The organism is Stenotrophomonas bentonitica (assembly GCF_002887735.1).
Taxonomy (GTDB): domain Bacteria; phylum Pseudomonadota; class Gammaproteobacteria; order Xanthomonadales; family Xanthomonadaceae; genus Stenotrophomonas; species Stenotrophomonas bentonitica_A.
The window spans coordinates 30316-50654 of the sequence record NZ_PKQP01000007.1 but is presented as its reverse complement, the minus strand read 5'-3'; the positions used below and the strand labels follow the sequence as shown (position 1 = coordinate 50654).

General features: G+C 68.0%; 15 protein-coding genes. 6 read left to right on the top strand and 9 right to left on the bottom strand.

Features of this window, described 5'->3' with window-relative positions; translation table 11 throughout:
• Positions 1–7 precede the first annotated feature (7 nt).
• From creD to creB, 3 genes are all read right to left on the bottom strand, one after another.
• A complete protein-coding gene (gene creD, locus C0R07_RS13645; RefSeq protein WP_019184454.1) occupies positions 8–1327 on the bottom strand; it encodes a cell envelope integrity protein CreD in 1320 nt (439 codons plus the stop codon).
• An 89-nt stretch (positions 1328–1416) separates the two neighbouring features.
• On the bottom strand, positions 1417–2874 hold the full coding sequence (gene creC / locus C0R07_RS13640) for a two-component system sensor histidine kinase CreC (RefSeq protein ID WP_070473346.1): 1458 nt from the start codon (positions 2872–2874) through the stop codon (positions 1417–1419).
• 2 nt (positions 2875–2876) lie between these two features.
• Positions 2877–3566, bottom strand: a complete 690-nt coding sequence (creB, locus tag C0R07_RS13635; protein WP_070473347.1) for a two-component system response regulator CreB — start codon at positions 3564–3566, stop codon at positions 2877–2879.
• 45 nt (positions 3567–3611) lie between these two features.
• On the opposite strand from creB, the gene C0R07_RS13630 reads away from it, so the two are divergent.
• The 4 genes from C0R07_RS13630 to C0R07_RS13615 all read left to right on the top strand — a co-directional run bounded on the left by C0R07_RS13630 (position 3612) and on the right by C0R07_RS13615 (position 9521).
• Positions 3612–4469, top strand: a complete 858-nt coding sequence (locus tag C0R07_RS13630) for a 23S rRNA (adenine(2030)-N(6))-methyltransferase RlmJ (protein ID WP_019184457.1) — start codon at positions 3612–3614, stop codon at positions 4467–4469.
• Positions 4470–4596: 127 nt separating this feature from the next.
• Complete coding sequence (locus tag C0R07_RS13625; protein ID WP_019184458.1) at positions 4597–5142, top strand: GNAT family N-acetyltransferase; 546 nt, start codon at positions 4597–4599, stop codon at positions 5140–5142.
• Between the two features lie 208 nt (positions 5143–5350).
• A complete protein-coding gene (gene mfd / locus C0R07_RS13620; RefSeq protein WP_070473348.1) occupies positions 5351–8818 on the top strand; it encodes a transcription-repair coupling factor in 3468 nt (1155 codons plus the stop codon).
• A gap of 106 nt (positions 8819–8924) precedes the next feature.
• Positions 8925–9521: an HD-GYP domain-containing protein gene (locus C0R07_RS13615; RefSeq protein ID WP_019184460.1), complete on the top strand. Its 597-nt coding sequence runs from the start codon at positions 8925–8927 to the stop codon at positions 9519–9521.
• A gap of 84 nt (positions 9522–9605) precedes the next feature.
• Here the strand turns inward: C0R07_RS13615 and C0R07_RS13610 are convergent, their stop codons facing one another.
• The 3 genes from C0R07_RS13610 to C0R07_RS13600 form a co-directional block, all read right to left on the bottom strand.
• A complete protein-coding gene (locus C0R07_RS13610) occupies positions 9606–11699 on the bottom strand; it encodes a M13 family metallopeptidase (protein WP_102789160.1) in 2094 nt (697 codons plus the stop codon).
• A 219-nt stretch (positions 11700–11918) separates the two neighbouring features.
• Entirely contained in the window at positions 11919–12668 is a 750-nt protein-coding gene (gpmA, locus tag C0R07_RS13605) for a 2,3-diphosphoglycerate-dependent phosphoglycerate mutase (protein ID WP_070426899.1), read from the bottom strand.
• Between the two features lie 87 nt (positions 12669–12755).
• Entirely contained in the window at positions 12756–13802 is a 1047-nt protein-coding gene (locus C0R07_RS13600) for a cation diffusion facilitator family transporter (RefSeq protein ID WP_070473352.1), read from the bottom strand.
• 143 nt (positions 13803–13945) lie between these two features.
• Between C0R07_RS13600 and C0R07_RS13595 the strand changes: the two genes are divergently transcribed.
• Positions 13946–15370, top strand: coding sequence for a diguanylate cyclase (locus C0R07_RS13595; protein WP_102789159.1), 1425 nt, complete (start codon positions 13946–13948; stop codon positions 15368–15370).
• 128 nt (positions 15371–15498) lie between these two features.
• Positions 15499–16632 carry a metallophosphoesterase gene (locus tag C0R07_RS13590; protein WP_102789158.1) on the top strand — a complete coding sequence of 378 codons (1134 nt, stop codon included), beginning with the start codon at positions 15499–15501 and terminating at the stop codon, positions 16630–16632.
• A gap of 32 nt (positions 16633–16664) precedes the next feature.
• Here C0R07_RS13590 and C0R07_RS13585 read toward each other — a convergent pair whose 3' ends face one another.
• From C0R07_RS13585 to C0R07_RS13575, 3 genes are all read right to left on the bottom strand, one after another.
• Positions 16665–16940, bottom strand: coding sequence for a hypothetical protein (locus tag C0R07_RS13585; RefSeq protein ID WP_046272084.1), 276 nt, complete (start codon positions 16938–16940; stop codon positions 16665–16667).
• 69 nt (positions 16941–17009) lie between these two features.
• Entirely contained in the window at positions 17010–19700 is a 2691-nt protein-coding gene (locus C0R07_RS13580; RefSeq protein ID WP_102789157.1) for a serine/threonine-protein kinase, read from the bottom strand.
• On the bottom strand, positions 19697–20299 hold the full coding sequence (locus C0R07_RS13575; RefSeq protein ID WP_102789156.1) for an ECF-type sigma factor: 603 nt from the start codon (positions 20297–20299) through the stop codon (positions 19697–19699). The genes C0R07_RS13580 and C0R07_RS13575 overlap by 4 nt, the downstream gene beginning before the upstream one ends.
• Positions 20300–20339: the final 40 nt, after the last annotated feature.

Genomic DNA, 20339 nt, shown 5'->3' with positions numbered 1-20339 from the left:
TCGTTGCTCAGCTCAGGCGTGCGCCGAGTTCGTACCAATCCACCCGACGGGTCACCCACATCACCGCGGCCAGCACGCCGAACAACAGCAGCGAGCCCATCAGCAGCGCGTTGTTCTCCGAGATCAGCAGGCCATACAGCGCGCCGTACAGGGCGCTGAGCATCACCGCAAACCCCAGGCCGCGTTGCCAGCTCTTCAGTACGCCGGACAGATACACGGTCTGGATGCCGATGCATGCCAGGGCCGAGAGCGCGTAGGCCTGCCAGAACGCGATGTGCTCGGAGAGGCTGAGCAGCAGCAGGAAGAAGATCGCCAGCGCCAGGCCCACCATCAGGTACTGCAGCGGGTGGATGCGCAGCTGCTTGATCAGCTCGAACAGGATGAAGCCGACGAAGGTGAGCAGGATGAAGAGGATGCCGTACTTGCTGGCACGATCAGCCTGGGTATACACGTCGACCGGATTGACCAGCTCCACGCTCACGGCCTCGGCATCGATGTCCGGGCGGTTGCGCAGCTGGTGCTGGGCGCGCGACGCCAGCGAGGACACCGCCCACTGTGCATCGAAGCCCTGTGCATCCACCTTGCGCTCGTTGGGCAGGAAGCTGCCACCGAACAGCGGATGCGGCCACGGCGAGCGCAGCGCGATGCGGCTGTCATCGCCCACCGGCACCACCGACAGCGAGCGCGTGCCATCCAGCACCAGCTCCAGCTCGACCTTGCTGCCCTTGAGCACGCCACCGCGCTCATCCTCAAGGCCCGGCAGGCCCACGTGCAGGCCAGTGCCGATGCCACTGACGCCGCCAGCGTCGGGCAGCAGCGCCAAGGCCGAGCCATCCACACGCAGGTTCGGCGAGCCGACCAGACCGCGCACGTCGGCGATGCCCACGGTCAGAAACGGGGCGCCATACACGCGGCCTGCCTTCACGGGATAGTCGTCATCGGCGAACTCGGCGCTGATCGTCGCCTTCCAGCTGTAGACCGGCACGCGGAACAGGCCGACGCGGCGCTCGTCCGGCTGCATCACGCCGTCCACCTTGAGCGTGGCCGGCATCTGCAGCCACTGCCCCTGCTCGACCTGTTTCTCCTTTTTCTTGGTGCCTGCCGCGTCCACCACCTCGACCTCGCGGGTTTCGGTCCACGGCACCACCCGGATCGGGCCGGTCAGGATCTGCGCGCCGGCACGGCTCTGCGCCACGCGCTGGTAAGCCTCGTCGCGGTAGGCCTCGCGCTCGCGGATCACGCCCTTGATCAGGCTCAGCGGAATCAGCAGCAACAGGATCAGTCCGCCCACGATGGCGAACCGCAACAGCATCTTCAGGGATTTCATGACCCGTCCTCGGTTGGGAGGGGGCCAGCTTCCCGCGCGCCGGTGTGCGGGGTTTGTGCCGACGTTGAAGTCTGTGTGAAGTGGCGCGGTCAGCGCCGCGGCGGTACCGAGGGCAGCCGCGACGGCAGCCACAGCACCGCCTGCGCGCCGCCCTGCTCGCGGTTGCGCAGGCTGATGCGCCCGCCGTGCAGGCGCGCCACTTCCTGCACGAAGGACAGGCCGAGGCCGGAGCTGCGCTGGCCGGTGCCCGGGCGCGCCAGCGAATAGAAGCGCTCGAACACGCGGTCGAGCGCATAGTCCGGCACGCCACTGCCGTGGTCGGCCACGGTCAGGGCGATGCCATCGCCTTCTGCGTGCGCACCGAGCGCGATGACCGTGCCGGCCGGTGAGAAGGCCACCGCGTTCTCCAGCAGATTGTTCAGTGCCTGGCGCAGCAGATAGCCATCGCCCTGGATGCTTTCGGCCCCGGCTTCCACCCGGATCGCTACGCCGGCCGCCTGCGCACGCAACGCCACCGCATCGGCCGCGGCCTGCAGCAAGGGCGCCAACGCAAGGCGCTCATGCTTCTGCAGCCAGCCGTACTGCTCGACCTCGGCCAGCGCCAGCAGCTTGTCGATGGTTTCGGTGAGGCGCTGTGCCTGGCTTTCGATGCTGCGGGCGAAATGCGCGCGGTCGGCATCCGGCAGCGGCTCCTGCAGCAGCTCGGCCGCGCCGCGGATGGCCGCCAGCGGGCTCTTCATCTCATGCGTCAACGACTGCACGTACTGCTCGACGTAGGCCTTGCCTTCCAGCTTGCGGCGCATGGTTTCCAGGGCCTGGCCCAGATCGCCGATCTCATCGCGGCGCGGCTTCGGCGGCGGGACCGGTTCCCCAGCGCTGACGGCCTTGGCATAGCGGTTGAGCCGGTTCACCCCGTGCATCAGCCACGCGGTCATCAGCAGGCCGATCAGCGCTGACAAGCCGATCAACCACGCACCACGCTTGATGATGGCGCGCTGGCTGGCCGCGATGAAGGGATCGATGCTGCGGTTGGGCTGGGCCAGGCTGAGGACGCCGATCAAGCGGCGGCCATCGGCGGGATCGAAGATCGGCGCGGCCACGTGCATCACCGAGTGGGTATCGTCGCCGGGGGTTTCCGGGCTGGACCGCGCACCGTACTCGCCGCGCAGGGTGCGATAGACATCGTTCCAGCGCGAGTTGTCGCGGCCGACATCGCGGCCGGTCGAGTCATACACCACGATGCCCTTGGCATCGGTGATGGTGACCTGGTAATCCAGCGTGCGCTTGGGAAAGCGCCACACCATCGCCTTGGGGTCGCGTCGCTGCGCACGCGCCAGGTCGGCGACGAAGCGGCCGTCGCGGATGTGCCCGGCCTTGAGATCGGCCGCCGCCATTTCCGCCAGCACGTTGGCCGCATCGACCAGGGTCGATTCCATCGCCTGGCGCACGCCCGGCTTCACTTCGTTGACGAAGATGCGCATCACGAAGAACGCGGCGATGCCCACGATCAGGAAGAAGCCCAGGAACAGTTTCAGGCCCAGCCGCATGCCTACACCTCCAGTGCGTAGCCCAGGCCACGGTGGGTGCGGATCGGGTCGGTCTCGGCACCGGCGGCACGCAGCTTGGCGCGCAGGGTCTTGACGTGGGTATCGACGGTCCGGTCGGCACTGTCGGCGTCGCTGTCCCAGCCACGGTCCATCAACTGGGCGCGGCTGAGGATCGCGCCGGGTCGCTGCAGCAGGGCGGCCATCAGCGCGTATTCGTAGCGGGTCAGGTCCAGCGGCTGGTCGCCGAACCGGATCCGGCTGCCCTCGCGGTCGATCGCAAAGCGGCCGTGCTGCTGCCAGCCCGACGTCTCGGCGGGGGCCGCGGCACGGCGCAGGCGCGCGCGCACCCGTGCCACCAGCTCGCGTGGCGAGAAGGGCTTGGCCATGTAGTCATCCGCACCCAGTTCCAGGCCGAGCACGCGATCGAACTCGTCGTTGCGGGCGGTCAGGAAGATCACCGGCACCTCGCTGAAGGTACGCAGGGTGCGGCAGACCTCGAAGCCACTCATGTCCGGCAGGCCGACATCCAGCACCACCACGTCGAAGGCGTGCTGGCGCAGGCGGGCCAGCGCCTGCCCGCCGAGCAGGCAGTGCTCGGCGCCGTAGCCTTCGCTGCGCAGCGCATACAGGACGGTGTCGGCGATGGCGGTTTCGTCCTCGACCACCAGGACGTTGTGCAGGGGGTGGCTCATGCGCGCAGCATAGCCGCTGGGCCCGCCGCCCCGTACACTGCGCCGATGAATTACCGCCACGCCTTCCATGCCGGCAACCATGCCGATGTGCTCAAGCACATCGTGCAGCTTGCCCTGCTCGACACCTTCAAGCGCAAGGACAGCCCGTTCTTCGTGCTGGACACCCACGGCGGCGCTGGCCGCTACCTGCTGGCCAGCGAGGAAAGCCGCAAGACGCTGGAGGCCGAAGACGGCGTGATGCGCCTGATGGCCCAGCCCCAGCTGCCGGCCGTGGTCGAGCGCTACCTCAAGGCGGTCCAAGCCGACAACCCGGTCGGGGCGATGATCAGCTATCCCGGCTCGCCCCTGTTGACCGCCCAGACCCTGCGCGAGCAGGACCGCATGGCCGTCTGCGAAGTGCAGGACGCCGAGGCCGCGGCGCTGAAGGCACTGTTCGCCCATGACAGCCGGGTCGGCGTGTACCACGCCGATGGCTATGCCCAGAACAAGAAACTGCTGCCGCCCAAGGCCAACGGTGTGAAGATCGGCCGCGGGCTGGTCCTGATCGACCCGCCTTACGAAGGGCAGGACGCCGAGTACCAGGCCATCCTGGCCTCGGTGACCGAGATCCTGGGGCGCTGGCCGCAGGCCAGCTTCGCGATCTGGTTCCCGATCAAGCAGCGCCGGACCATCCTGCATTTCCTGCGCAAGGCCTGCGCCCTGCCGGTGAAATCGGTGCTGACCGCCGAGCTGCTGATCCGCCCGGACGACTCCCCGCTGCGGCTCAACGGCAGCGGCATGCTGCTGCTCAACCCGCCGTGGCAGTTCGACCAGGTGCTGGCCCCGGCGATGCCGGCGCTCAAGCAGCACCTGGGCGAGGCAGGCGCCTCGACCCGCCTGCAGTGGCTCAAGCAGGCCGAATGACCCCCTGAATCCCAGGCCGGCACCCCGGCCTGGCCGGCGCCTCCCGGCCGACACGGCGTGAGTGATCCGTTCACGGAACGCTGCCCCCGGGATGCGAGAATCCGAAGACCACCAAGGAATCACCGGTATGGCTACCCGTAACCGCATGCCGCCCTGGCACGAGATTTTCAAGGCACCCAGTGGCCACGAGCTGCTGATCCGCCCCATCCGGCCCGAAGACGGCCCGCCGCTGCATGCCGCGTTCAGTCTGTTCGGTCCGGAAGAGATCCGCGACCGTTTCCTGCAGTCGGTGACCGAACTGTCGCCGGAAACGACGCAGCGCCTGACCCACCCGAATCCCAAGAGCGAAATCACCCTGGTCGCGGCCGAGTCCCTGCCCGCCGGTGAAGCCGTGGTGGGTGCGGTTGCGCGCGCCTCGATCATTCCCGGCACCCGCGAAGCCGAGTACGCGATCCTGGTCAGCCGCTTCCTGGTCGGCCAGGGCCTGGGCCGCCAGCTGATGCGCAAACTGGTCAAATGGGCGCGCGGCAAGTACCTGGATCGTCTGTACGGCGATGTCGCCGAAGAGAACGAGCCGATGAAGCAGCTGGCCGCCTCGCTGGGCTTCCAGCCGATCCCGCACCCGAACGGCACCCCGGGCCTGGTGCGCATGGTGCTGGAACTGGACAGCTGAAACGGGGGCGCGTGTCCGCGCCCTGATCCTGATCCGTAGAGCCGGCCGCTGGCCGGCTCGCGGACATCATGCATCGCCTAGAGCCGGCCAGCGGCCGGCACTACCGCACTCCCGGCACTATCAGCACGGCCGGCAACGGATCGTCCCTGCGCTTGCCGCCGCTGGATGACGCGGCCGCCACGTTGCGGTCTGCTAAAATCGACGGTTCATGTCACGCACCTCCTATCCCGCTCCGCCGCTGCCACGTCCTGGACAGCTCCGCGCCTGGTGGCGCGCTCCCGCTTCGGCGACAGCGCTGGCGTGGTACATCGCCCGCGCGGCACAGTCGCACGACGGGCCGTTGCTGGTGGTCGCGCGCGACAACCATGGCGCGAACCAGATCGAAGCCGACCTGCACACCCTGCTGGGCAGTGCCGGCGATGTGCCGATCGTGGCCTTCCCGGACTGGGAAACCCTGCCCTACGACGCCTTCAGCCCGCATCCGGACATCATTTCCCAGCGCCTGGCGGCGCTGCACGCGCTGCCCGCGCTCAAGCGCGGCATCGTCGTGGTGCCGGTGCAGACGCTGCTGCAGCAGTTGGCCCCGCTCAAGTACGTCATCGGCGGCAGCTTCGACCTGACGGTTGGGCAGCGGCTGGATCTGGATGCGGAAAAGCGCCGCCTGGAATCGGCCGGCTACCGCAACGTGCCGCAGGTGATGGACCCGGGTGATTTCGCCGTGCGTGGCGGCCTGCTGGATGTCTATCCGATGGGTGCCGATGCGCCGCTGCGGGTGGAACTGCTGGACGAAGACATCGATTCGATCCGCGCCTTCGATCCGGAATCGCAGCGTTCGCTGGACAAGGTCGAGGCCGTGCACATGCTGCCCGGCCGCGAAGTGCCGCTGGACGATCTCAGCGTCTCGCGGGTGCTCGCTACGCTGCGCGAACGCTTCGACGTGGATACCCGCCGCAGCGCGCTGTACCAGGATCTCAAGGCCGGCATCGCACCGGCCGGCATCGAGTATTACCTGCCGCTGTTCTTCGACCAGACCGCGACCCTGCTCGATTACCTGCAGCCCAACGTACTGCCGGTGCTCGCGCCGAACGTGTTCGAGGCCGCTGCCGCCTTCTGGGCGCAGACCCAGAACCGCTACGAACAGCGCCGCCATGATGTGGAGCGCCCGCTGCTGGCCCCGGAAGAGCTGTACGCCAGCCCCGAACAGCTGCGCGCCACGCTCAACGGGCTGGCCCGCGTGGAAGTCTGGCCGCCGGATCACGACCGCATCGCCGATGCGCAGCCGCTGGGCGACCAGCCGCTGCCTGCGCTGCCGGTCGCCGCGCGTGATGCGCCGGCCGGGGAAGCGCTCAAATCCTTCATCGGGCATTACCCGGGCCGGGTGCTGATCGCCGCCGATTCCGCCGGCCGCCGCGAAGCGCTGCTGGAAGTACTGCTCGCCGCGGAGCTGAAGCCGCCGGTAGTCGCCGACCTGCCCGGCTTCCTGGCCGATGACAGCGTGCGCTTCGGCATCACCGTGGCGCCGCTGGAAGACGGCTTCGCGCTGGAGAACCCGCCGATCGCGGTGCTCACCGAGCGCCAGCTGTTCCCGGAACGGGCCGGCCAGCAGCGCCGCAGCCGCCGCGCCGGGCGCGAACCCGAAGCGATCATCCGCGACCTCGGCGAGCTGAGCGAAGGCTCGCCGATCGTGCACGAAGATCACGGTGTCGGCCGTTACCGCGGCCTGATCGTGCTCGATGCCGGCGGCATGCCCGGCGAGTTCCTGGAAATCGAATACGCCAAGGGCGACCGTCTGTACGTGCCGGTCGCCCAGCTGCACCTGATCAGCCGCTATTCCGGTGCCTCGCCGGAAACCGCACCGCTGCATTCGCTCGGTGGCGAGCAGTGGACCAAGGCCAAGCGCAAGGCCGCCGAAAAGGTCCGCGACGTCGCCGCCGAACTGCTGGAAATCCAGGCGCGTCGCCGTGCCCGTGCCGGCCTGGCGCTGCACGTGGACCGCGCGATGTACGAGCCGTTCGCGGCCGGCTTCCCGTTCGAGGAGACGCCCGACCAGCTCGCCGCGATCGACGCGACGCTGCGCGATCTGGCCAGCAGCCAGCCGATGGACCGCGTGGTCTGCGGCGACGTCGGCTTCGGCAAGACCGAAGTCGCCGTACGCGCCGCGTTCGCCGCGGCCAGTGCAGGCAAGCAGGTGGCCGTGCTGGTGCCGACCACGCTGCTGGCCGAACAGCATTACCGCAACTTCCGCGATCGTTTCGCCGATTGGCCGCTCAAGGTGGAGGTGCTGTCGCGCTTCAAATCCACCAAGGAGATCAAGGCCGAACTGGAGAAGGTCGCGGCCGGCACCATCGATGTGATCGTCGGTACGCACCGGCTGCTGCAGCCGGACGTGAAGTTCAAGGATCTGGGCTTGGTCATCGTCGATGAAGAGCAGCGCTTCGGTGTGCGCCAGAAGGAAGCGCTCAAAGCGATGCGCGCCAACGTGCACCTGCTCACGCTGACCGCCACGCCGATCCCGCGCACGCTCAACATGGCCATGGCCGGGCTGCGCGATCTGTCGATCATCGCCACGCCGCCGCCGAACCGCCTGGCGGTCAAGACCTTCATCACCGCCTGGGACAACGCGCTGCTGCGCGAGGCGTTCCAGCGCGAGCTGGCCCGTGGTGGCCAGCTGTACTTCCTGCACAACGACGTGGAGAGCATCGGCCGCATGCAGCGCGAGCTGGCCGAGCTGGTGCCCGAGGCCCGCATCGGCATCGCGCACGGGCAGATGCCCGAGCGCGAGCTGGAGCGGGTGATGCTCGACTTCCAGAAGCAGCGCTTCAACGTGCTGCTGTCGACCACGATCATCGAATCGGGCATCGACATCCCCAACGCCAACACCATCATCATCAACCGCGCCGACCGCTTCGGCCTGGCCCAGCTGCACCAGCTGCGCGGCCGTGTGGGGCGTTCGCACCACCGTGCCTATGCCTACCTGGTGGTGCCGGACAAGCGCGCGATGACGCCCGATGCCGAAAAGCGCCTGGAGGCGATCGCCTCGATGGACGAACTCGGCGCTGGCTTTACCCTGGCCACCCACGATCTTGAGATCCGCGGTGCCGGCGAACTGCTCGGCGAAGACCAGAGCGGGCAGATGGCCGAGGTCGGTTTCAGCCTGTACACCGAACTGCTCGAACGGGCGGTGCGCAGCATCCGCCTGGGCAAACTGCCGGACCTGGATGCGGGCGAAGAAGCGCGCGGTGCCGAGGTCGAACTGCATGTGCCGGCGTTGATCCCGGACGACTACCTGCCCGACGTGCACACCCGACTGACCCTGTACAAGCGCATCAGCAGCGCGCGCGACAGCGGTGAGCTGCGCGAACTGCAGGTGGAGATGATCGACCGCTTCGGCCTGCTGCCGGACCCGGCCAAGCACCTCTTCGCCATCGCCGAGCTCAAGCTGCAGGCCAACGTGCTGGGTATCCGCAAGCTGGAACTGGGCGAGAACGGTGGCCGCATCGTGTTCAATCCCAAGCCGGAGATCGACCCGATGGCGGTGATCCAGCTGATCCAGAAGCAGCCCAAGCTGTATACGATGGATGGGCCGGACAAGCTGCGCATCAAGCACCCGTTGCCGCTGCCTGAAGACCGCTTCAGTGCCGCCAAGGCGTTGCTGCTGACCCTGTCCCCGCGCTGATTTCACGCCTGGCGCCGGTCGCCAGGCGGTATCTTTCCACCGGCACGGGCGGCATGCCGTCCTGCCAGGATGGCGGTCTTCCGGCCGCCCACCACCGGACGCCCCCATGTTCGACTCCCCCCGGTTCGACGCTGCCCATCCGCAGGCGTGTTCCATCGATGCCCTGTCGATGTCACTGCAGATGCGCGACCAGTACACCCGATTCCATTGCGACCGCGTCGGCCTGCTCGGCGAGCAGCTCGGCCGCCTGTGCGATCTGGATGACGCGCAGCGCGCACACCTGGCCCTGGCTGCGCGCTTCCACGACATCGGCAAGATCGGCATTCCGGACAATGTGCTGCTGCACCCGGCCCGGCTGGATGACGAACAGCGCGCGATCATGCGCACCCACCCCGAGCGCGGTGAACGCATCTTCGCCGCGACCGGGCGCAGCGACGCGGCCGAGGTGGCGCGGCTGATCCGCGCACACCACGAGGCCTTCGATGGCGGCGGGTATCCGGATGGGCTCAAAGGCAGCGCGATCCCGCTGGGTGCACGCGTGCTGACCATCGTCGATGGCTACGACGCGATGACCAGCGCCCGCCCGTACCGCGGGCCGATGCCGCATGCCAAGGCGATGGGCATTCTTGCCGACCAGCAGGGCGGCCTGATCGACCCGGAAGTGTTCGGGCTGTTCACCCGGATGATGGCCGCCACTACGTAGTGTCGGCCTGGGTTTGGCGCGAGCGTGCGAGAAAAGAAAAACCCGGCTTTCGCCGGGTTTTTCATGTCACTCAACCGCGTGCGATCACCAGATCACAACGCGCTTGTCGTCGGCCCGCACCATCGCATCGCCGGCCTTGCACTCGAACGCCTGCGCGTACGCCGGCATGTTCGACGGCGCACCGTTGGCACGGAAGTTGGCCGGGGCGTGCGGATCGGTGTTCAGGCGTACGCGCAGCTCGCCTTCATTGAAGCTGCGGCGCCACACGGTGGCCCAGTTCATGAAGAAGCGCTGGTCCTGCGAATAGCCGTCGACCTCGACGTTGGCCTTCGGGTCTTCCTTCAGCGCCATCTGCAGCGCGTCGTACGCCACGGTCAGGCCACCCAGGTCGCCGATGTTCTCGCCCAGGGTCAGCTTGCCCTTCACGTTCACGCCCGGCAGCGACTCATAGCCGTCGAACTGTGCGACCAACTGGTCGGTGCGCTGGGTGAAGGCGGCACGGTCGCTGTCGGTCCACCAGTTGTCGAAGTTGCCGTTGGCGGCGAACTGGCTGCCCGAATCGTCGTAGCCGTGCATCATCTCGTGGCCGATGACCGCGCCGATGCCGCCGTAGTTCAGCGCCGGATCGGCCTTGGCGTCGAAGAACGGCGCCTGCAGGATCGCCGCCGGGAACACGATCTCGTTCTTGGTGGCGTTGTAGTAGGCGTTGACGGTCTGCGGGGTCATGCCCCACTCGGTCTTGTCCACCGGCTTGCCGATCTTGTTGAGCATGTAGCGGTAGTTGAACGTGCGCGCGGCCTGCATGTTGCCCAGGTAGCTGTCGCCGTTGGTTTCCAGGCCCGACCAGTCACGCCACTTGTCCGGGTAGCCGATCTTCGGGGTGAAGCTGGCCCACTTCTCCAGCGCCTTCCTGCGGGTGTCTTCGCTCATCCACTCCAGCTTCTCCAGGCGCGCCTTCAGCGCCACCGAGAGGTTCTCCACCAGGTGCTGCATCTGCACCTTGGAGTCGGCCGGGAACACGGCGTCGACATACATCTGGCCCAGGCCTTCGCCGATGGCGCCGTTGACCGACTCCAGCACGCGCTTCCAGCGCGGCTGCATTTCCTTCTGGCCACGCAGGGTGGTGCTGTAGAAATCGAAGTTGGCCTTTTCGAAGGCGCTGCTCAGGTACGGCGCAGCGTCATCGATGGTGTGGAAGCGCAGGTAGGCCTGCCAGGTGGCCGCCGGCACGTCGGCCAGCATCTTGTCCACTTCCCCGAAGAAGCCCGGCTGGGCCATCGAGAACTTCTGCGCGGCCGGCACCTTCAGGGTGTCGAACAGCGCGGTCCAGCTGAAGTTCGGAGTGAGCTTGTCCGCGTCCGCGGCGCTGACCGGGTTGTAGCGCTTGGCGGGGTCACGCATTTCGATGCGCGACATCGAGGCCTTGGCCAGGCGCGTCTCGAAGTCCATCACGGCCTTGGCCTGGGTCTTGGCCTGCTCGGCATCGACGCCGGACAGGGTCAGCACCTGGGCGATGTAGGCAACGTACGCATCGCGGATCTTGGCCTGCGAATCGTCGAAGTAATAGCCCTTCTCCGGCAGGCCGAGGCCGCCCTGGCCGACATAGGCGATGACGTTGGCCGAGTCCTTGTAATCGGCGTTGGCGAACAGCGAGAACAGCACGCCCTGGCCCACCGCCTGGCTGTCGCGCAGGTACTGGGTGATGGCGGCGGTGTCGTTCAGCGCGGCGATCTTGTCCAGCTGCGGCTGCAACGGGGTGATGCCGGCGGCCTCGATCTTGGCCTCGTCCGAACCGGTCTTCCAGATGTCACCGATCTTGGCTTCCACCGTGCCGGCCTTGGCCTGGCTGGCGGCGGCCTGCTGGACCAGCGCGTGCTGCACTTCCAGCGAGCGCTCGCGCAGGATTTCGAAGCTGCCCCAGGTGGTCTGGTCGTTCGGGACCGGGTTGGCCTTGAGCCACTTGCTGTTCACGAACCCGTTGAGGTCGGTACAGGCGGCGATGGCGGTGTCCAGATCGGCATTGTTGAGCGAGATCAGCGCGGTCTTGATCTGCGACTGATCGAATACCGGCTTGGCATCGGCAGTGGCGGCAGGCGCGGTATCGGTCTTGCCACAGGACGCCAGCGACACGGCGATGGCGGCGGTCAGGCCCAGCGGGACCAGCTTGGAAAACTTCATTCGACTCTCCGGCTACAGATGGATGCATCACCCGGATCACGGGCAATCGGGCAGCGTAGCGCGGGAGGGGCCGGGGCGGACCGGCCAAAGGTCACACCATCGCGCAGCGGCAGCCACCCCATGGGTGGCTGCAGGAAGCCGGCGTTGCGTGCAGCCCCCCATGGGGTGGCCCTGCCCGCGGGGGTAAAGAAAAGGCCGGCTTGCGCCGGCCTTTCGTTGTTATTTCGCCTTGCCCTGGTTCGCCACGGCCTCAGCGGCCTTGCGCGCCGCTTCCGGGTCGCCCAGGTAGCGGAACGACTGCACGGTCAGGTCGTCGTTGAGTTCGAACAGCAGCGGGATGCCGGTCGGGATGTTGAGCTCCAGGATGGCTTCCTGCGAGACGTTGTTGAGGTACTTGTACAGCGCGCGCAGCGAATTGCCGTGGGCGGTGACCAGTACGGTCTTGCCATCCTTCAGCTGCGGGGCGATGGAATCGAACCAGTACGGCAGCACGCGGTCCAGCGTGGTGGCCAGCGATTCGGTGCCCGGCAGTGCGTTGCGGTCCAGGCCGGCATAACGACGGTCATGGATCGGGTGACCCGGGTCTTCGATGTCCATCGCCGGCGGCGGGATGTCATAGGAACGGCGCCAGATCTTGACCTGGTCCTCGCCGTGCTTGGCCGCGGTCTCGGCCTTGTCCAGGCCCTGCAGCCCGCCGTAATGACGCTCGTTCAAGCGCCAGCTCTTGCTGACCGGCAGCCAGTCCTGGTCCAGCTCGGCCAGGGCGCCCTGCAGGGTGTGGATGGCGCGCTTGAGCACCGAGGTGTGCGCGACATCGAACTGCAGGCCTTCTTCACGCATCAGGCGGCCGGCGGCGGCAGCCTCGCGGCGGCCCTGTTCAGTCAGTTCCACGTCCACCCAGCCGGTGAAGCGGTTGTCCAGGTTCCACTGGCTCTGGCCGTGGCGCAACAGTACGAGTTTCCGGGTCACTGCAGTATCTCCGACAGATGGCAAGGCAGACCCGCATTGTAGCGGCAACCCTGCCCTGCCCGTCCGCCGTCGGGCCGCCCGTGGCGCTCATGGATGCGGATGCCCGTGGTGGCCCTGCGCGTCCGGTGCGGCGCGGCGGCTGTCGTCGCCGCCGTGTGCGTGGCTGCCGTGTGCATGGCCGGCATGATCGTGCGTGGCGTGGTCATGGCCGGCATGGTCATCGGCATGCGGGTCACGCGGGGTGCCGACGCTGCAAGGGTCGCCGCAGTGGTCCGTCTCGATCTGCAGGGTCACGTGGTCGATGCCGTGCTGCTCGTGCAGCCGGGTGCCCAGCTCGCGGCGCAGACGGTCCGCATCCACACCGGCCCCCATCACCACATGCGCGGTCAGTGCCGGGGTACTGGAGGCCAGCGCCCAGACGTGCAGGTCGTGCACATCCACCACCCCATCGTGCGTACACAGCGTGCTGCGCACCTCAGCGACATCCATGCCCTTGGGCACGCCCTCGAGCAGCACGTTGATCGCCTCGCGCATCAACACCCAGGTGCGCGGTAGCACCCACAGGCCGATCAGCACGGCGAGGATCGGATCGATCGGTTTCCAGCCGGTCCAGCGGATGAGCAGCGCGCCGAGAATCACTGCGACCGAGCCCAGCATGTCCGCCCAGACTTCCAGGTACGCCCCCTTGACGTTGAGGCTCTCGCCGCTGCCAGCACGCAGCAGGCGCATCGAAATCAGGTTGATGACCAGCCCGAACACCGCGATCACCAGCATGCCGGTGGAGGCGATCTCCTGCGGCGCGCGGAAACGCTGCACCGCCTCCCAGAGAATGTAGCCAGCGACCACGAACAGCATGCCGCCGTTGATCATCGCGCCGATGGCCTCCAGCCGCGCATAGCCATAGGTGCGCTTGGCATCGGGCGGGCGTCGGCTGAGCCGGACCGCGACCAGCGCGATCATCAGCGCGAGGGTGTCGGTGGCCATGTGCGCGGCATCGGACAGCAGGGCCAGGCTGTTGGTCCAGAACGCGCCGGCCACCTCCACCAGCAGGAAGGTGGTGGTCAGGCCCAGCGCCCACCACAGCGGCTTCTCGTGGCGGATCTCGCTGGGCAGATGGTCGTGGTCGTGACCCATGGAAGCTCTCCTGGACAATGCCGGCAGGTTAAGCAGCGCCTCGCGCGGAGACTATTACACTTACCGCAGCGTTCAGTTTGCAATTCAATAACAACAGCGCCCGGCCGCTACCTCTCGACGGCCTGTGTGGCGGGAAGACAATCGTGCATAACGTTCCAAATCTTGATGAGGCCAGCCAACCGCTGGCGCTGGCCTGGGCCGATACGCTGGCGCGGACGCCGGCGGCGGCGGCGACGCTGCTGGCTGGCCTGTCGGCGGCGAGCCCGCCCGGGCTGGCCCACCATTTCTACGACGTGCTGCTCGAAGACCCGCGCGCCAGCCGCTTCCTCTCGCACGACCAGGTGCGGCTGCGCCTGAAACCGGCGATGCAGCGCTGGCTGCAGCAGATTCTCACCGCTACCCCGGACAGCATCAACGCGCTGGTCGCCGCCCAGCGCGTGATCGGTGACGTGCATGCCCGCGTGGGCATTCCGGTGGACCTCGTGGCCCGCGGTGCGCGTGTGCTCAAGCATCGCCTGTTCGACCGCATCATCGCGCAGGCCGACGAAAGTGCGACCGCCTTCGCGGCGATCCACTGCCTCAGCGCCTCGATGGACATCGCGCTGGAAGGCATGACGCTGGCGTATACGCATGCACGCGAGCGTTCCTCGCGGACGGATGCGGCTTACCGCCTGTTCTCGCTGGTGCAGAACGTCAGCACCGAGCGCGAACGGCAGCGTGCCCTGCTGCTGGATTGGGAAAACGCCCTGCTCTATGCGATGGCCAGCCAGAATGCCGAGGCCGAGCTCACCGGGCTGGCCCAGTCCGAGTTCGGCCTGTGGTTTACCCACAAGGGCATTCCCAGCTTCGGCGAAAGCAGCGAAACCGGCCAGGTCGGCGCGCTGGTGGCCGCGGTCGATACACAGCTGCAGGAAGCCTTGGCGCATGCTGATTTCGCGGCGCGCTTCGGCGCATTGCAGGGGATCCGCGAGCGGCTGGCGCAGATCCGCACGCTGATGGGCATGTTGTTCGAACGGATCGGTGAGCTCGATGCCGGCAGCGATGCACTGACCAACCTGCTCAACCGCCGCTTCCTGCCAACCGTGCTGCGCCGGGAGATCGAACTGGCCAATTCCACGCAGACACCGTTCTCGGTGTTGCTGCTGGATCTGGATCACTTCAAGGCGATCAACGACGCGCACGGACACGATGGGGGCGACCGCGCCCTGCAGCACGTGGCCGCCCTGCTCGGCCAGCTCACCCGCGGCAGCGACTACCTGTTCCGTTATGGCGGGGAGGAGTTCGTGGTGGTGCTGGTCGCCGCGACTGCCGCGCAGGCCGAGGTGATCGCCGAGAACCTGCGCAAGCACATCGCGCAGAGCCCGGTGCAGCTGGCCAACGGCCACAAATTGTCGTTGACCACCAGCATCGGCGTGGCCGCACACGATGGCCACCCCGATTACGAGCGGCTGATGGCACGCGCCGATGCAGCGATGTACCAGGCCAAGAAGCGGGGCCGTGACCAGGTGGTAGTGGCTACCGACGCACTGCCCGACGCCCCGGGCCGGCAGGCCCTGCAGCGCGGGTGATCCCGCCGGGGCGGATGCCGCCCCCTCATCCGCCTGTTGCGGCAACAGTGGCTGACCAATGGCGCATGTCTGCAGTGCCCGGTGCGGCGTAGCATCGCGGTACTGCCGTCCGCTACAGGAACCTCCCGATGTCGATCCGCCGCGCCCTGACCCGCCCTGCTCTGCTGCTGCTCCAGTCGGCGCTGCTGATCACGCCGATGCTGGCCACCGCACGCGAGGTGGCGGCGCCAGCCGAGCACGTCGATGCCGATGGTCCCTATGTGTTCCGTACCGCCACGGGGCTGGAGGCAGCCTGGGTGTGCAAGGACCATGTGATCCGCCGCGAGCTGCCGGCGGGCGAACAGGCCACGATGGTCGCGCCCGAATGCGGCTATCCGCACCCGCTGAGCGTGCTGCCACCGCGCACGGCGGAGGTCGCGCGCTTCCCGGCCACGCCGCGGATCGTCGCGCTGTCGGACATCCATGGCCAGTACGGCCTGCTGGTGAAACTGCTGCGGGCCCATCACGTGATCGACAACGACGACCGCTGGTCGCTGGGTGATGCCACGCTGGTGGTGGCCGGGGATGTCTTCGATCGCGGCCCGCAGGTAACCGAGGCGTTCTGGCTGCTGTACAGCTTGCAGCAGCAGGCCGCAGCGGCCGGCGGTGCGGTGCACTTCGTGCTCGGCAACCACGAGACGATGGTGCTCTACAACGACCTGCGCTATGTCAATCCGAAGTACCTCAAGAGCGCGCAGCTGCTGGGCCGTTCCTATCCCGCGCTGTATGGGCCGGATTCGACCATCGGCCAGTGGCTGCGTACCCGCCCGGTGCTGCTGCGCATCGGCGATACCCTGTTCCTGCACGGCGGCATCGCCCCGGAGAACCTGGACCTGGTGCGCACCATGGAGGCCACCAATGCCGGCTACCAGGCGGCGGTCGGTCTGCCGAAGGAGCAGGTCAAGGCTGCACCGGACACCGCTCGCCTGTTCGATGGCAAGACCAGCCCGATCTGGTACCGCGGCTACTTCGATGGCCGAATGGACACCGCCCAGGTCGCGGCCCTGCTCAAACAGCTCGATCTCACCCGCATCGTGGTCGGCCACACCTCGATGCCGCATGTGAGCAGCTTCCACGGCGACCGCATCATCGCCATCGACAGCAGCATCAAGAACGGTGAGAACGGCGAACTGCTGTTCATCGAGAACGGCGCGCTGAGCCGCGGCCTGCTCGATGGCTCGCGGGTGCCGCTGGCCGAAGGCAGGATGGGCGAGAGCGACTGACCGGGCGTTGCCTGCCGGTCAGCCCGTCCGCGTCAGCGCGGCTTGTAGATGCGCGAGACCATCCAGCCACCGTGGCTGCGGAAGCGGCCGCTGTCGCCGGTCAGGGCGAAGCGAAGCGCGACCACCGCGGCGCGCCCCCGCGAACAATGCCAGTCGCGCGCTTTGCCATAGGCCTTGCGGAACGCACGGAACGGGCCGCGTGCCTGCGTGATGTCCAGCTCGGCGTCATGGAGGTCCATGGCGTCGGCCGGGGCTGCCGGCGGAGGCGCGGCAGTGCGGCTGGCATCGGGATGGAGATGGTCTGACATGGCTTCCCTTCGATCAACGAGGCCCGGAATCGGCCTCCTGATCGATAAACCGTGAAAACCATCACAAACCTATCGCGTCCCGGCCAGATCCTGCGCATGGCCGCCGTCGAGGCGTTGTTCCAGCACGGTGATGCGGCCAAGGAACTCCGACGTCGGCGCCAGTTCCTGCAGGTGCGGCCGGGCCCGGGCGATCTGGGCGCGGGCCCCGGCGGCATCGCCGTTGGCGTACATGGCCTCGGCCAGCGGGATGCGCCATTTGGCGGTGGCCGTGGAATCGGCGCCGTAGAAGCCGGTGAACGTCTCGACGAGTTGCGCCGACAGGGGTACCGCCGCAGGATCGCCACGGCGCTGGGCCAGCAGCGCCTGCTGCATCTGCAGGCGCAGTTGCAGCCACGGTGGCAGGCTGGGATGGTCCTGGCCGAATGCGGCAAGGGCACGGGCGGCCTCGGCCAGTTGCCCGGCACGGGTCAGCCATTCGATCTCGACCAGGCGCAGTACCAGCAGCTGAGGCGACTCGGGCGGCAGCTCGCGTCGCCACAGGGCGGCCACCTGCTGCAGCGGTGCCTGCGCCTCGGCCGTGCGATCGGTGCGCAACAGCAACCGGGCCAGCACCATCTCCACGTCGAGTGTGTCGGCGTGCCCGGGCCCGAGCAGCGCCCGATAGCGCGCCAGCGCGGCGCGGTAGTTCTGCTCGGCCCGCGCATAGTCGCCGCGCGCTTCCTCCATCAGCCCATGCGCGTACTGCTTGACCGCGTAGGCGCGGCTGTCCACGCCATCCACGGCGGCGCTGGTCTGCAGGCTGTTGCGAAAGTGCTGATCTGCGGCCTGGTAACGGCCCAGGTCCAGGTACTGGCCCGCCAGCGCGGCTTCGGCCGAGGCGGTGTAGCTGCTGCCTGCGCCGAACATCTGCCGGGTCAGCGCGAAGCCGCGCTCGGCCAGTGCCAGCGCTTCATCGATACGACCCTGGTTGAGCAGGGTCGAGGACAGCGCGCGGAGGACCCGCTGGTACTCCGCCCCCTGCACACCCTGTTCGCGGGATGCCTCGGCCATGGCCTGGCGCAGGATCGCTTCGGCCTTGTCCAGCTCGCCCTGGCTGCGGTACAGATCGCCCAGGTTGGCCATCGTGGCCAGGGCGCCGCGCTGCAGCGGTGCACGGTTGCCGCCCCGGCTCAACGCCAGTGCGGCGCGGAAGGACTGCTCTGCGGCAGTCGGCTGCTCCAGCCGCGCCTGGGCCAGGCCGCGGGCGTTCAAGGCCTTCAGTCGTACCACCGGATCATCGTCCTGCTCCAGCAGCGCCAGTGCGTGCCCGGCACTGGCCAGCGCCTCCTTTTCCTGCCCCGCGCTGAGCAGCTGCACAGCCAGGCTGGCGCGCGCGTCGGCGATCTCGTGCGGCGCGGCGCCGGTGCGCACCAGGCCATCGACACTGTCGCGCAGCAGGGTCTGCGCATCGAGGGGTTGACCAAGATTCTGGTAGGCGCGCCCCAGCGCGGCCTGCATGCGTGCGCGCAGCGCCGGCGACACGGTACGGTCATGCGCGAGCCGGCGTGCACCCAGATCGAGAACCTCGCGCGCGGTCATCGGCGTGCCGTTGCGCAGGCCCGGATCGGCTGCGTCGAACGCGGCCACCAGCACATCGGCGATGCCTGCTGCGGCGGCCGCATTCTGTTCGGCCTGGTGGCGCGCCTCGCTCAGCCGCAGCACGAAGGCCAGCACCATCACCGCCACCAGCGCGACGATCACACTGGCGCGCCATTGCCGCCGCAGCAGCAGGCGCGCGCGATGCCAGCGGCCTGGCCGCCGCGCACGCACCGGCCGATGGGCCAGATGCCGTTCAACATCCTCGGCCAGCGCTTCGGCGGAGGCATAACGTTCGGCCGGATCCGTGGCACGGGCCTTGCTGGCCACCGCAAGCAGGTCGGCAGGCACCCTGCGCACCGGTGGCGATGTGGGCTGCAGCAGCTGCTCCAGCATCACGCCAAGACTGTAGACATCGCCCACCACGCTGGCCGGGCGCCCCGCCAGCCGCTCGGGGCTGGCATAGGCCGGAGTAAGGAATGGCGCGGTATCTTCGGCGTCACCCAGCAGATGCGCGATGCCGAAATCCAGCAACACCGGCTGGCCGTCGGCCCGCACCAGCACATTGCCGGGCTTGAGGTCGCAATGCACCACCGACTGCGAATGCGCGGCCTGCACCGCGCGGCAGATCTGCACGAACAGCCGCAGGCGGGCGGCCAGGTCCAGCGTGCCGCAGGCCCGGTCCAGCGGCTCGCCCGGTACGTATTCCATCACCAGAAAAGGCTGCCCGCCCTCGGCCACGCCAACGTCGTAGAGCCGGGCGATATGCGGATGCTGCAGATCGGCCAGGATCTGGCTTTCACTGGCCAGCCGGGTGGCCAACAGCGGATCGTAGGTGCGGCGCATCAGCTTGATCGCCACTTCGCGCCGGTACAGCGCATCGGCGCGCTCGGCCACGAATACCACGCCCATCCCGCCAACGGCGAGCAGGCGGCTCAACCGCCACGGCCCCAGCCGCTGCCCGACCAGTGCGGCCGGATCGTCCATCGCGGCCATCACCGCCGCCAGCGCCTGCTCGATACCGCCCAGGTCTGCCGTCTGCGCACGCAGCAGTTGCAGGGTTTCGTCGATCGTGGCCGGGTCGTCACAGAGCTCATGCAGGGCCGGATGCCAACGCGCCTCGGGCAGGTCACAGACCGCGTCGAACAGCCCGCGCACGCTCTGCCAGCGACCGGCCTCACTCATGCGCGCGTGGCCGGTCCGGCCAGGTGGCGGTTCAACCACGCCTTGGCGAACCGCAGGTCGCGATCGACCGTGGGTACCGAGACATCCAGCGCCAGGGCGATCTCTTCGCGGCCCATCCCGCCGAAATACATCCATTCCACCGTACGGGCGGCACGTTCATCCAGTCGGGCGAGTGCTTCCAGCGCGCGATTGAGCGCCAACACCTCCAAGGCGTCATGGTCCGTGCTGGCTTCCCGATCGACATGGGACAGGGTCAGGTTGACCACGCCACCGCCGCGTTTGGAGGCCGCCATCGCGCGCGCGTGGTCGACCAGGACGCTGCGCATCTTCAGGGCCGCCAGGGAAAGAAAGTGGACACGGTCGCGGTAGCCGACCTCGCCATCAATCATCCGCATCAGTGCTTCGTGCACCAGCACCGTCGGCTGCAGCACGCCATCCTGGGACGTGCCCAGGCGCGCCACGGCCATGCCACGCAGCTGCGTATACAGCAGTGCAAGCAGCTGATCGCGGGCGGCGATGTCCTGCTGCTCGCTCCAGCGGCGCAGCAGGCGGGTGACATCCTGGCGTTCGGCCGCAGGCGGTGTCGCATCAAAAGGCATGTGGGGCGGGTCCGTGCATCACAGCAGGCGATCAGCCTGC